At 50.9% G+C, this 12,712-nt stretch carries 12 protein-coding genes; 2 read left to right on the top strand and 10 right to left on the bottom strand.

Translation table 11 applies throughout. The annotated features are described in order from the left end of the window. Positions 1-114: 114 nt before the first annotated feature. From K3T82_RS25725 to K3T82_RS25710, 4 genes are all read right to left on the bottom strand, one after another. Positions 115-351 carry a hypothetical protein gene (locus K3T82_RS25725; RefSeq protein ID WP_220196400.1) on the bottom strand — a complete coding sequence of 79 codons (237 nt, stop codon included), beginning with the start codon at positions 349-351 and terminating at the stop codon, positions 115-117. 91 nt (positions 352-442) lie between these two features. Then, on the bottom strand, positions 443-2,422 hold the full coding sequence (locus K3T82_RS25720) for an FtsX-like permease family protein (protein ID WP_220196399.1): 1,980 nt from the start codon (positions 2,420-2,422) through the stop codon (positions 443-445). After that, on the bottom strand, positions 2,409-3,254 hold the full coding sequence (locus K3T82_RS25715) for an ABC transporter ATP-binding protein (RefSeq protein ID WP_307811164.1): 846 nt from the start codon (positions 3,252-3,254) through the stop codon (positions 2,409-2,411). The genes K3T82_RS25720 and K3T82_RS25715 overlap by 14 nt, the downstream gene beginning before the upstream one ends. A gap of 291 nt (positions 3,255-3,545) precedes the next feature. Beyond that, positions 3,546-5,054: an alpha/beta hydrolase family protein gene (locus tag K3T82_RS25710; protein ID WP_220196398.1), complete on the bottom strand. Its 1,509-nt coding sequence runs from the start codon at positions 5,052-5,054 to the stop codon at positions 3,546-3,548. Positions 5,055-5,353: 299 nt separating this feature from the next. On the opposite strand from K3T82_RS25710, the gene K3T82_RS25705 reads away from it, so the two are divergent. Further along, the gene (locus K3T82_RS25705) at positions 5,354-6,079 is read left to right on the top strand and encodes a response regulator transcription factor (protein ID WP_220196397.1); all 726 of its coding nucleotides are present in this window, start codon (positions 5,354-5,356) and stop codon (positions 6,077-6,079) included. Continuing rightward, a complete protein-coding gene (locus K3T82_RS25700; protein ID WP_220196396.1) occupies positions 6,055-7,227 on the top strand; it encodes a HAMP domain-containing sensor histidine kinase in 1,173 nt (390 codons plus the stop codon). The genes K3T82_RS25705 and K3T82_RS25700 overlap by 25 nt, the downstream gene beginning before the upstream one ends. Before the next feature lie 402 nt (positions 7,228-7,629). On the opposite strand, the gene K3T82_RS25695 is transcribed toward K3T82_RS25700, so the two are convergent. From K3T82_RS25695 to K3T82_RS25670, 6 genes are all read right to left on the bottom strand, one after another. Beyond that, positions 7,630-8,241 (bottom strand): response regulator transcription factor, encoded by a 612-nt coding sequence (locus tag K3T82_RS25695; protein WP_220196395.1) that lies wholly within the window; start codon positions 8,239-8,241, stop codon positions 7,630-7,632. A 324-nt stretch (positions 8,242-8,565) separates the two neighbouring features. Next, complete coding sequence (locus tag K3T82_RS25690; protein ID WP_220196394.1) at positions 8,566-9,741, bottom strand: cytochrome P450; 1,176 nt, start codon at positions 9,739-9,741, stop codon at positions 8,566-8,568. Positions 9,742-9,909: 168 nt separating this feature from the next. Beyond that, on the bottom strand, positions 9,910-10,704 hold the full coding sequence (locus K3T82_RS25685; protein ID WP_307811162.1) for an ABC transporter permease: 795 nt from the start codon (positions 10,702-10,704) through the stop codon (positions 9,910-9,912). Beyond that, the gene (locus K3T82_RS25680) at positions 10,705-11,466 is read right to left on the bottom strand and encodes an ABC transporter ATP-binding protein (RefSeq protein WP_220196525.1); all 762 of its coding nucleotides are present in this window, start codon (positions 11,464-11,466) and stop codon (positions 10,705-10,707) included. 10 nt (positions 11,467-11,476) lie between these two features. Further along, a complete protein-coding gene (locus K3T82_RS25675) occupies positions 11,477-12,340 on the bottom strand; it encodes a pentapeptide repeat-containing protein (protein WP_220196393.1) in 864 nt (287 codons plus the stop codon). A 33-nt stretch (positions 12,341-12,373) separates the two neighbouring features. Next, positions 12,374-12,703, bottom strand: a complete 330-nt coding sequence (locus K3T82_RS25670; protein WP_220196392.1) for a PadR family transcriptional regulator — start codon at positions 12,701-12,703, stop codon at positions 12,374-12,376. Positions 12,704-12,712 lie beyond the last annotated feature (9 nt).

Raw genomic sequence — 12,712 nt, 5'->3', positions numbered from 1 at the left:
GCGGGAAGTGGCGTTCTCACGTAGCAGGGAAGAGGCAATCGCTTTCCCTGCCTTTACGCATCATATGTCTCTTGTTCCGATTACGGTTTGGCCTTCCTGGTGGGAATGGTGCCCTTACCTCTTCCTCCGCGCCAGCCTCTGCAAAAGTAGAATCATCGTGCCAATAACGCCTAGAACGGCTAACGATCCAAACAATTCGACATACTTGTAGTGTACCAGGGTCGGATCTGCCTCGGCAGGAATAGGGATGTGATTGATGTTCGGAATGAGATAATAGAGGCTCAACAACAGAGCCACCACGGTAGCAACTATAACTCCATACAACAAGGTGGAATTCTTTTCGTTCTCCATAAATGTGAAACTCCTATAATAGTATATTATCGATATCTCATTTGTGTATGCCACTCATCATTTTCTTATGTTCTGAGATAGTGACACCCACTTAGGCTGCCGCCAATTGCATTCTGCGCAGGTAACCAACACGTGCGATCCAGAAGTAGACCATAAAGCTCACCAAGTACAGTAGGGAAACGGGAACAAAGGCTTGAAGGATAATGGTCGAGAGACCAAGTTGGGCAAACAGATCCGTGCTATGCATGCTTGTCATCAGATTCGCCAGATCGAGCAGGGCCACAATGCTATGTACGAGTGCAAGCACGATTGGGAGAAAGAAGAGCAAGAGGAATTCACTGCTCAAGAGGTGTGCTGCCTCACGGCGCGTGAAACCAATGCGCTCTAAGGCCTGAAATTGACGCCTATCCTCTTCTTGCTGCGTAAACAGCTTAAAGTAAATGGCGCTTCCTGCGGCGAGAAAAAAGAGGCAGCTTATGAAGAAGGCGGCAAAGAGCATAACCGAGAGGAACTGCTTCCCGCTATTGAAGTTGGTCACCGTATCCGTGAGCAACGTTTGCTGCGATGCGGGCAATTGCTGACGGAGTGCTTGCACCAGGGGCGCGCTCTGCTGCCAATTGGGCAGGACATAACTTGTCACCTGCCAATGCTGAGCAAGAGGGGTAGAGTCCATCAACTGAGCATACCGAACGTCGGTCACGACCAGGACGTTTGTCGTGAGGTCATTGTCAGCAATGCCAAACCAGGGATTGATAACACGCGTTGCACTCTTTTCAAGTTGTAAACTCACTGTCTCTTTTCCCACGACAAGTTGGCTCCGTTGCAACGAAAAGCCGTAAGTGATGTCGGGAGTAGAGATGTAGCCCTGAGAATCACTGGTCAATGCCTGGACATTGTTTTGATTTTCAACAAAATCAGGATGAGCCTGACGTTCGACTTCTTGCAGGCGAACAAAGCTGGAAAGATCCATGACCAGGACTGGTACCCTGTGCTGCCCCTGGGCGATAGTGCCAGTGATGAACGAGGTATTCGTGACCGCTTGCAGGGAAAAGTGCTGGCGCTCAATTTCTTGTTGTACCTGCGTGGAAGCAAGCGCGGTGGGATGAGCCGTATTGCTCAAGAGCTGGATAGAGAATGGCAGCAGGTGAACCGCTTGCATCTCAAAGACCTGCAAACCACCAAAGATGGTTCCCATTCCAATGAGTACGACCGCGTTCAAGACCGTTACAACTGTGAGCATACGCGCGTAGTCGCTCATACGATGCGAGAGACGGGCAAGAAGCAACAGGCGCATACCAGGAATACCGGGTTGGCGCAGGCGCGTAAGCAGCATCACAGAGCATTGACTGAACAGCAAGTAGGTGCCAGCGATGGTCAGGCCGATAATAGGAAACATCGTGGAAGTGATTGAGCTGCTAAATTGGAGGGCCAGATCATAGGCTACCCCAATGCACAGCAGGCCAGCAAACACGGACCACCAGGAAGCCTTGGGTGGCGCCTGCTGTGTCCGCGCACCGAGCAAGAGAACACGTGGTGTGCGCCTGGTCACGCTCGATGAGATCCAGCAAGCCTCCAGAAAAAAGACTATGCCAAAGAACATACCAGTCGTGAGAAACGTAGTGGGAGGAACTGCGAATGGTAACGTCACAGGGAGCGCGAGAATAGCCAGCATGGCAAGCTGAAAGAAGTATGCGCACACAATGCCCAAAATGATCCCGACCAGCAGGGCCAGTAGTCCGATAAGCAAGCTTTCGTAAAAGATCAGCCGTCCAATCTGGTGCGGAGTTACCCCTAATGTCAGCAACAAACCAAACTCTTTGTTCCGCGCTCGCATCAACGCGGCATGAAAGTAAAAGACAAAGAAGATAGCGAAGAGCGCGACAAGGACGCGAAAGGCCACCAGCAACTGACTCGCAGCTGCGGTAATCGGCGCGGCGCGCACAGCGGGATTATCAACAAAGTTCGTGAACATCGCGAAGATCGCCACTGCTATTGTCGCAGCCAGCATGTATCCTATGTAGCGTCGCAGGTTGCGCAGCATATTCTTGGTCACAAGATTACGCCAATTCATGGGTACCCTCCACTTGCGCCAGGGTATTGAGAATGCTCTGAAAGAAGTGCTGTTGGCTCCCGGTACGGCGCAGATGCATAAAGATACGCCCATCCTTAATGAAGATCACCCGCTGACTATAGCTGGCTGAGAAAGGATCGTGCGTGACCATCAGAATCGTCGCCCGCCGCTGGCTATTCAATTGTTGAAACAGCTCAAGCAGCGATCGTGCCGAGGCAGAATCGAGATTGCCAGTTGGTTCATCTGCCAGCAACAGGCGCGGCTGGTGGATGATCGCACGGGCCACGGCTGTGCGCTGCTGTTGACCACCTGAGACCTCATATGGATAGCGTTGCATCTGGTCCTCGATACCCAGAAACCGCATCATCTCGCTTACCCGCTGTAGAATATGTTTGTCGTTCTGGCGATCCAGACTGAGGGGCAAGGCCACATTTTCCGCCAGGGTCAGGGTATCCAGCAGATTAAAGTCCTGGAAGACAAAGCCCAGGTGACGCCTGCGAAACAGGGCTAACTCATCTGCCTTGAGCGACGCCAGATTCTCGCCTTGAAGCCAGAACTCTCCGCTTGTAGGTTGGTCGAGTCCCGCCAGAATGTTCAGCAGGGTGGTTTTGCCACTGCCCGATGGTCCCATGATGCTGATAAATTCCTGTGGGTAGACATCCAGATGTATGCCATTGAGGGCATGAGTTGTGACCTTATTGCGTGTGTTGCTATAGGTCTTGGTCAGATCTTGCATCTGTAAAAGGCTGCTCGCCCCCTGTGATGATGGTGCTCCAGTTTGCACATTCATTGCAGGAGGACTAAGTGGGTTCTGTTGCGTGTAGGAGTGCATAGTCGTCTCTTCCCTTTATTCTGTCATGTCGTTTTCTCTATTTTCGGTGCAAGTACCGATTGATCCTCATAGTAAAGGAAAAGTATCAACAAAGAGGAAACAGAAGGTCGAATCAGGCTGGCTGCGGGAAAAGTTTTGCAAATGTTTCTATTCACGGCTTCTGATATGAGCGAGCCAATACAGCTCAATGGCTGCTGACATGTTCATGGTTTGCAGGGATAAAGGTCAAGTAACCGGAATTACTTGACCTTTAGGAACGAGGATGCTACTGTTGTGATTCTCGTTAGAGGCTTATGTCAATGCGACCTTTTTGAGTTCTGGATACTGTTTCAGCAACGAGTCTGTGGCCTCACCATGCTTCAAATGTTGCTCAAAAAAAGTTAATGTGAGCGCCTCAGTGATGACAAGACACCTTACAGGTTCAGTCTTGCCGCCAATGCCTATGAATTGGCGGAGCTGATCATTACCAAAGAAAAGACCAATATCGGTAAATTTCATATGATCGCTTCCTTCAATGGTATAGAGATTTCCTGATGCTTTTACCGTATTCGCAAGCCCAACAAGATTTTGCAGTGTCTCGTTGTAATCCTTATCATAGGCTTCCTTGCTTCCATACACGGAGAGCATGTCCTTTTGTTCCTTATCGCTCATATCGGCGAACTTTTGCATCCCAGTGTCGTGATTTTGAATTCTTTGAATATGAATTTTATCGTTCGCTAGCATGAGAAAGGGGGCCATCGTGTTCGTTCCCCCTTTTGGCGTAGTATATACGGTGCCATCTAAATCAATGGCAGCTTTCACTCTGCTGTCATTGATTGCCAGATCGTATGCCACCGCACCGCCAAAGGAGTGACCAATCGCACCTATTTCATCAAGATTGAGCCTTCCTTTGAATTGAGGGTCAATGCCCCCTTCGTTCAATTCAGCTAACTTGTCCATAACAAACTTGTCATCATCAACAGCGATTTGAGCAATGGTTCCTCGCGGATCACCCTCCGCAAAAACAGTTGTGGCATCCTGCGCCGTAACGATTTTGTCGGGGAATACGGTTGCGGCTGATATGTAGGTATGATCAATCGCGACCACGATATATCCATGACTGGCTAAATCTTCACACTGAGAGGTATGTACTTCCATGCTCGTTCCTGCCCCATGAGAGAACAGGATGACTGGATAGCTTGACTGAGTATCTGAGATATGAAGGCCTTCTTTGGAATTTGTCTTTACCAGATTGAGTTGATCAAGCAAGAAACTCGGAAGGCGGTTGCCTGCTGTAAGCAACCGTATGAGTTCGGGTGAATTGTGAAAATACGGCGAAAAAGGTTTGCTCTTGTCTGGCTTTGCCGGGTAATAGACCTTCACCATCAATTCACGCTTTTTCGTTGAGTTCTTCAGGAACGGTTCGTTACGCTTTTCGTCCACAAGGTGGAAATACTTGATACCCACAGCAGAATTACCAGTTGGCTGCGGAAGTGTAAACACAGGCAGGGCGGATGCCAGAAAGGAGGTCAGAATCAGACACACCAACGAGAAGCTGATGATGATGATCTTCAAAGCTGTCGGTAGCTTTGCGACAAAAAAGTTGCCACTGGCCTTGATGAGAGTATATATCGTAAACAGCATGGTAAAGAGGTAGGAGAAAACCATTTGGTAGCGAAAGCCCTCGAAAAAACCATGCAGGATGAGGATCGCAACATTAACTCCTACCGCCCCTAACCACACCCCTTTTGACCACTTTCGCAAGCTCAGGCAGAGCGTTAGCACATTTACCAGGACGAATAGTATCTCAAAAGTTCTCACAAAATGACCTCCTCTTGTCATTGCATAAAGAGACGTGCTGTGATTCTCAAAAAACTGGATTATGACATCTATGCGAATATTTCAGTTTATTAGGCATCGATGCCATAGAGATTGGCGACATCGTGCGCCTCATGCTAAAAGGAAAGTATCAACAAAGGATAAACAGATAGCCGATTCGGACAGGCTGTGAAGAAAGTTTTGAAAATGTTTATATTTAGTGTTTATGATATGGTTGGGTCAGGGAAATGCTGGTCAATAACAAGGGACCATACTGAATGAAAGTGAGACAAAAGGGGGACGTGGAACACGACAAAATGCGCGGTACCATTGTGGTCGTAGACGATGAGGATGACATTGTCCAGTTTATACAGGATGCCTTGGAGGATGAAGGCTATACTGTATTTACCGCATTTGACGGCGCACAAGCCCTGCTGGTCGCGCGCGCGCATCATCCAGATCTGATGATCCTCGATATTATGCTACCACGACGCGATGGCTTTGCGGTCTGTAGAGAACTGCGCGAAGAACTAGACATCCCTATTCTGTTTCTAAGTGCGAAGCAAAGCGATGCGGACAAGATTCAAGGATTTCGTGTGGGTGCTGACGACTATGTGCTCAAGCCATTTAGCATCAAAGAATTAATGGCTCGCGTAGAAGCGCACCTGCGCCGTGAGCGGCGTGGACAACAACGCAGAGATCAGGCACACTCCGCAACATGCTTGAACTATGGTCACTTAAGCATCGATTTGAGCGCGTATGAAGTGCGCTATGCCGGCCAACTGCTTCCCCTGACGCTCAAGGAATTTGAGATTATCCAATTGCTCGTTCTGCATCCACGGCAGGTCTTCTCCCGCGAGGTGATCTATGATCGTATCTGGAAGATGGACGCCCTCGGGGACACCAAGACCGTCACAGAGCACATCAAACGCATTCGTAAAAAAATCTCACACTATGATTCACGAACTGAATATATCAGCACCGTCTGGGGAGTAGGGTACAAATGGGAGCTCAGAACATCCATCTAAGGAAAACCAAATCACACCGCAAGCATGCCAGCTTCAGGCGGATCTTTGTCTGGTATTGTATCGGCATACTGGGTGTGACCTTGAGTATTACCTGCCTTCTCGAATTGGTGCTTCTCTTCTGGTATCTGGCGCAAAGGCGGGGCATGCCTGTTGAATCAGTTTCGTCTCTGAATGAATTCAGTCGGTGGCCTGCACTCTCTCTACCATTGGCTGTTCTGAGCGTGACCATCCTCTTTTTCGCCTGGCGCATGGGACGGCAGGTAAGCCAGCCCGTTAGTGAATTGATGCGGGCTGTAGAGATGATTCGCCAGCGCGATCTGGATTTTACGATCAACTATAGCGCACCTAATGAGTTGGGTGACCTCTGTGGGGCCTTTAACGAACTGCGCCACGAATTGCAGGAATCCCTGGAACGCGAGTGGCATCAACAGGAAGAGATGCGCATTATGATCGCGGCGCTCTCGCATGATCTGCGCACCCCTGTGACTATTATCCAGGGGCATATCGAGGGGATTGCCCGCACAGAGGCGGGAGAGAAACGAAATAGACGCCTTGAGCGCTACCTTCCAGTGCTTCAAGCTAGCAGCCAGCGTATGACGCGCCTGCTCAACGATATGTTGTTAGTCTCCGCTCTTGAGCAGACCAGCTTGATTATCCAACCTCAACCTGTCGAGCTAGAGCAAGAATTGGCCCGTAAAGTCCACATTTATACGCTTCAGGCTGCATCATCTGACATCACTTTTCAGTATCGTTTCCAGAATGCCGTCGCGGATGTATCACTCGTGATGCTTGATCTCCATAGAATCGAACAGGTGTTAGATAACCTGTTTGAAAATGCCATACGCTATACCCCAACGAATGGACAGATTTACCTGACCTGCACCCGCGATGTTCGTTCCCTGGTGTTTGTCCTCCGTGATAGCGGGAGTGGCATTTCTCCAGCCGATATGCCCCATGTCTGGGAGAAGTTTTATCATGGTCACGCCTCTCCAAACGAGAAGCATCAAAAGACCACCGGTCTTGGCCTTTACACCTGTAAATTGCTCGTAGAGCGTCATGGTGGATACATTACATTGCGGAATCATCCTGCTGGCGGCTGTGAAGTGACTGTTTATCTTCCTGCCATTCAACATATTGTGAAAAAATGAATAGCGCATAAAACTTTATAATATTTATTTAAACTTGTAATACATCTTTATTTAGTATTTCTTTTGGTAGGGCCCAAAATCACTCATATCATTCGCCAATTGACGCCTGACTGAACTGCTTCATGATTCTAGCTCACATGGAGAGCATGCATGATGAGTTGTTCACGTTGTGGCTCAAGAGGTGCCGAGAGGAGCAGAAACCACTGTTTTAGGTCTATCAATGAGAGACGAAAAGCCTACCTTCCACTGAAGAGTCTACCAATTTCGCAAACTCCTCCCAATGGAGAGAGGAAAAGTCTACCATCTGCCGAAACGATCCATCTCAGACCGTACGAAAAGCCGATCAAGACACAAAGAAGCCCGTGCTCTTAGTTCTTGTTGGTCTCACACTCAAAACTGTTCTCAGGAAGGAACGTTACATTCATCCTGCCCAGAGAAACGAGAGACAAAGCCCTCACGCCAGGCAAAGACCGCAGCCTGCGTTCGGTCCAGAAGATGGAGTTTGCTGAGAATATTGCTGACATGACTTTTCACCGTTTTTTCGCTGATCACGAGCCGACGCGCAATATCGCCGTTTGGAAGGTCTTCGGCAATGGGGCGCAGAACGTCTCGCTCACGCTCACTCAACTGAGCATAGTGCTCCCAGTCAGATACAGGGAGGCTGGCTAACTCCTGGGCTATGCGCGCAGCCACATGGGAATGCATCACCGCTTCCCCAGCGGCAGCTTTCCGTATCGCGCTCGCCAGTTCGGGCAAGCGGAAGAGATATGTGCTGAGAAACGCGATGTATGGCGGCGATGCGATCTCTTGCACGGTGTCGAGGGAGACCAGGACACGCCAGGGCACATTGGCTGCCATCAGTCCGATGACCGTGACCTGATGATAACGGGTTGTGGGTGCTGCAGTTACATTCACTGCGCCAGTCGCATATTCCTTGCGAATATTTATTGCCTCGATAATGATCTCACGCCTGTTCTCAGAGAGAAGCGGTGGTATTGGAGAGAGGTATTGCATATGCAGAGTTTACTCCTTTACGAACCATGCTGTATGAAACCAGTGGCAAAGATGCTCTTTCTGGCTCATAGGGAGTATGCCTGAGAAAGATGCCAGGGTCATCGGTCTAGAGAAGGGCTCTGCACTCAGTCTGGAGGCGGGGTTTCGTGGAATATCTGCAGTTTGAGGCAAGGAAAAGAGAATAGAAGGAACGTTCGTCGTTCTCATGGCACACAGCAACAGTCAAACGCATTGGCTGATCCCCCTCCGATGACTGGGAGAATCGCTTGGGAGGACTCCTGTCAGTCATCGGAGAGGGATCAGCTCGCCAGCACTCACGTTCTGTTACTTTTCCCAGGTTAAGGGCAACTGCTTCACTCCAAAGACGGACGAGCTCTTGATCGGAGATAATGGCGCATCGGACACGTGCCAGGAACCGGGCAGGCGGTCGAGCATCGTGTTCAGCGCAATCTTCGCCTCCAAACGTGCCAGGGGAGCGCCCAGGCAGAAATGGACACCACGCCCGAAGCCCAGGTGCCGATTGGGCTCACGCTCGATATTGAACTGACTGGCATCGGGGAACTGAGCCTCATCACGATCCGCCGAGGCAATCCAGGCAAAGAGCAACTTGCCAGCTTCTATGCGCTGATCGCCTATCATCGTCTCGGTCGTGGTCCCGCGTATCGTGAGTTTGATCGGCGAGTAGTAGCGCAGGGCCTCTTCAAGCGCACCTGGCACCAGCTCGCGATTGGCACGCAGACGTTCCACCGCTTCAGGATGCTCATCCAGACAGAGGATAGTATTGCCAATCAGATTGGTCGTGGTCTCGTTGCCCGCAACCAGCAGCAACACGCAGAACCCCAGCAATTCCTCGTTGCTCAGGCGCTCCCCATCTACTTCCGCCTGGAGCAGCGCACTCACCAGGTCATTCTGGGGATGCGCACGTCGCTCCTCAAAGACCTCGTTGAAGTAGGCTTTCATACTCTCCATGGCCTGCATGATCGCCTGTATATCCTCTGGTGTCGATTCCGCATCTCCTCCAACGGACGCATCAGACCACTGCTTGAACTCCTCACGCCGCTCTGCGGGAACTCCCAATATCTCCGCGATGACGGTGATAGGCAGCGGATAGGCCAGATCCCTGATGACATCCATCTCACCCGATGCCTGGACCTGGTCAAGCAAGCCATTGGTGATCGCCTGGATGCGCGACTCCATATGAGCCACCATGCGCGGTGTGAAGGCGAGCGAGACGAGATTGCGCAACTTGCGATGACGTGGTGGGTCCATACGGAGCATGCTCGAACTGATCGGAGTGGCATTGCGGTACTCAGGTGGCAGGAAGCTGCTCTCATCAGAAGAAAACGTCGCGTGATCACTGAGTACACGCAGCACATCGTCGTAGCGGAAGATGTGCCATGCCTGGATATTTGGGTCAAAGAACACAGGCTGCGCCTCGCGCATCTGACGATACCAGTCATAGGTGGCTGTGAGCTCTGCTCGCTTGGAATTAGTCTGCATATTCTTTCTTCTTTCTCTTTGGAATGCTTTATCAACCTTTATGTAAAAGGTTTCATGCTGTTTGCGGCAGCATAGGAGAGGCGCAGAGGGACTGACGGGCCTCTGCACTCCCCACTATTCCAATCAACTTTGACAAAGTGATTGCCACTTTCCTGAAGCAGCCCGCTTTTACGCGCGCTTTCTGTAGGCTCGCATCGCGAAGATGTAGGCGACAACCAGAATTCCAACACACCATGCCAGCGCAACCCATAGAGTATTCGAGACTGGCTGTCCAGAGAGTAAGGCACGAATGCTTTCCACAATCGCGGTCACGGGCTGGTTCTCGGCAAAGACCCTGACGACGAAAGGCATCGACTTCGTCGGCACAAACGCCGAGCTGATAAAGGGTAGGAAGATGAGCGGATACGAAAAAGCGGTCGCGCCGTCGATTGATTTGGCGGTCAGGCCAGGAATCACCGCCACCCAGGTTAAGGCCAGGGTAAACAAGGAGAGTATGCCAATGACCGCAAGCCAGGACAGGATACCCGCCGACGAACGAAAGCCCATCAACATGGCGACCAGCATGATAACCACCACCGAAAGCCCGTTGGAGACCATTGAGGTCAGGACATGTCCCCACAGCATGGTAGAAGGGGCAATTGGCATAGAGCGAAAGCGCTCAATGATTCCCTTTTGCACGTCGGTAAACAAACGATATGCGGTATAGGAGATCCCACTCGCAATCGCAATCAATAAGATCCCAGGCACCAAATAATTGACATAATTGGCTGTCCCTGTTTGAATGGCGCCGCCGAACACATACACGAACAGCAACATCATCGCAATCGGCGTGATCGTGACCGTAAAGATGGTGTCCACACTGCGGAAGATGTGGCGCATAGAACGACCGAGCATCACGCCCATATCACTGAAAAAGTGGTTCTGTATTCGAACGTCTGAGGTGTTACTCTGTATGGCTTCCATTTATTGACCCTCCTTTTTGCCAATGATGGCGAGAAAGATCTCCTCCAAAGTTGGTTGTTTCTCCACATACTCCACCTCCGCCGCTGGAAACAGCTTTTTGAGCTCCGTGAGCGTGCCGCTGGCAATAATCTTGCCCTCATGGAGAATGGCTATGCGATCGGCAAGCTGCTCGGCCTCATCCAGGTACTGGGTGGTCAAGAAGACCGTAATGCCACCATCCGCAAGTTTCTTGACCTCTTTCCAGACCTCGATGCGAGCTTCGGGGTCCAGCCCAGTGGTTGGCTCATCCAAGAACAGAATCGGTGGGGTTCCCACCAGGCTCATGGCGAGGTCAAGTCGACGACGCATGCCGCCGGAATAGGTCGCCGCCCTGCGGTTGGCAGCATCGGTTAACCCGAAACGGGTCAGCAACGCGTCGGCAACCTGGCGTGGCTGTTTGAGATGGCGAAGTTTAGCGATCATCATCAAGTTTTCTTGTCCGGTCAAAATCTCATCCACCGCTGTAAATTGCCCGGTCAGGCTGATCGATTGTCGCACATAAGCCGGCTTTGAGGCCACATCAAAGCCATTGACGATGGCCGTTCCCCTGTCCTGGTTGAGTAGTGTGGTCAGGATTTTGACAAGTGTGGTCTTGCCCGCGCCGTTGGAGCCAAGCAGGGCAAAAATGCTGCCCTGCTCCACGGTAAGATTCACACCTTTTAAGACATCGAGCTTCTTATATGATTTGTGCAGGTCGTTGACCTGAATGGCAATGTTGTGCATCATTTCTTCCTTATGAGAGAACAGTTACCTTCGAGACATCAGCCCCTATGCCTTTGAGCGCAAAGTACGTTAACTTATCCATCATCGCGCCATCTAAGTGAAGGGATCGTATGGCACGGTTCTGAGACCAGATCCCCACCGCGCGGAAAGACACATTTCTAAGAGTCGCACCCTGAAACGACACATCCCTGAGTGACGGCAGATCAAACTGGACGCCAATAAAGGTCTGCCCATCCAGTCGCTGTCCGCGTAGATCGGAGTAGTGGAAGTCTACGCCCAGAAAGGTGCAGCCTTCAAAGATGATTTTTCTCAGGTCGGTCGTCGTAAAGTTGACATCCGTGAGCTTGACGCCGATGAATTTTGCACCGTCCAGCCCTGCCGCTCTGAAGTTGGTGCGCACCAAAATGGCTTCACGGAAGTTAGCATCCGTCAGGTCAAGGGCAGAGAAGCTACAATCGGTCAAATTTGCGCGCGTGAAATTGGCCTCACGGACATCACTGCCGGAAAACGAGCTTCCGGTCAAGTCTGCGCCCGTAAAGTCAGAGCCGCGCAACATGCTCCCTTTAAAATTACCTTTCTGCGCGATCACACCCGCGAAGTCGCTCTGTGGCAGATTGCTCCCACCCAAGTTGATAGCCACCCGCCGCTCCAGCGAGTGGGAGAGGTTGGCGACCTCCTGAACAGTTTGCTCAATGTCACCGATGCTCTCAACGGTCATGGCAAAAGCGGTCTCATCATCCTTGCCCTCGGCTTTGAGCTCACGGAAGCGCTCCTGCAAATCGGAGAGCAGATCCGCCTTTAATTCGGTCGTGCTTTTGACCTCATCGTAGGGAGCAAAGACGCCGTTGACATAGTTGGTCAATTTATCGTTCATATTAATATCTTTCCTTTACAAGAAGTTCTTCAGCTACAATAAGTTCTCTAGCACGCGCTTGGCGTACTCCCAGTTGTGTTTGTTGCGATCGTAGGTCGCTTTCCCTTTGTCGGTAATCCGGAAGTATTTTCTTCTCCCGCCCTGAGATTCATCACCCCAGTACCATTCGATATCCCCGTCGCTCTCAAGGCGCCGGACGCTGGAGTACATCGTGGCTTCCTTGAGTTCATATTCGCCACCCGAGCGCTCAGCAATCAGTTTGACAATCTCGTAGCCGTAGCGATCAGCTTCCGATAAGAGGCGTAAAATCATCGTATCGGTATGTCCGCGTAGCAGGTCGGACGTCAGTTTGTTTTCACTCATATCATCACC

The sequence above is a fragment of the Ktedonospora formicarum genome, from assembly GCF_016587355.1.
GTDB lineage: Bacteria > Chloroflexota > Ktedonobacteria > Ktedonobacterales > Ktedonobacteraceae > Ktedonobacter > Ktedonobacter formicarum.
This window is presented reverse-complemented; position numbering and strand designations above follow the sequence as displayed.

What these genes read in the sequence shown, in the direction of transcription:
- K3T82_RS25690 (WP_220196394.1), bottom strand. Translation starts at nt 9,741, where the DNA reads ATGCAGACTAATTCCAAGCGAGCAGAGCTCACAGCCACCTATGACTGG.
- K3T82_RS25695 (WP_220196395.1), bottom strand. Translation starts at nt 8,241, where the DNA reads ATGCAATACCTCTCTCCAATACCACCGCTTCTCTCTGAGAACAGGCGT.
- K3T82_RS25685 (WP_307811162.1), bottom strand. Translation starts at nt 10,704, where the DNA reads ATGGAAGCCATACAGAGTAACACCTCAGACGTTCGAATACAGAACCAC.
- K3T82_RS25725 (WP_220196400.1), bottom strand. Translation starts at nt 351, where the DNA reads ATGGAGAACGAAAAGAATTCCACCTTGTTGTATGGAGTTATAGTTGCT.
- K3T82_RS25720 (WP_220196399.1), bottom strand. Translation starts at nt 2,422, where the DNA reads ATGAATTGGCGTAATCTTGTGACCAAGAATATGCTGCGCAACCTGCGA.
- K3T82_RS25670 (WP_220196392.1), bottom strand. Translation starts at nt 12,703, where the DNA reads ATGAGTGAAAACAAACTGACGTCCGACCTGCTACGCGGACATACCGAT.
- K3T82_RS25700 (WP_220196396.1), top strand. Translation starts at nt 6,055, where the DNA reads ATGGGAGCTCAGAACATCCATCTAAGGAAAACCAAATCACACCGCAAG.
- K3T82_RS25675 (WP_220196393.1), bottom strand. Translation starts at nt 12,340, where the DNA reads ATGAACGATAAATTGACCAACTATGTCAACGGCGTCTTTGCTCCCTAC.
- K3T82_RS25715 (WP_307811164.1), bottom strand. Translation starts at nt 3,254, where the DNA reads ATGCACTCCTACACGCAACAGAACCCACTTAGTCCTCCTGCAATGAAT.
- K3T82_RS25680 (WP_220196525.1), bottom strand. Translation starts at nt 11,466, where the DNA reads ATGCACAACATTGCCATTCAGGTCAACGACCTGCACAAATCATATAAG.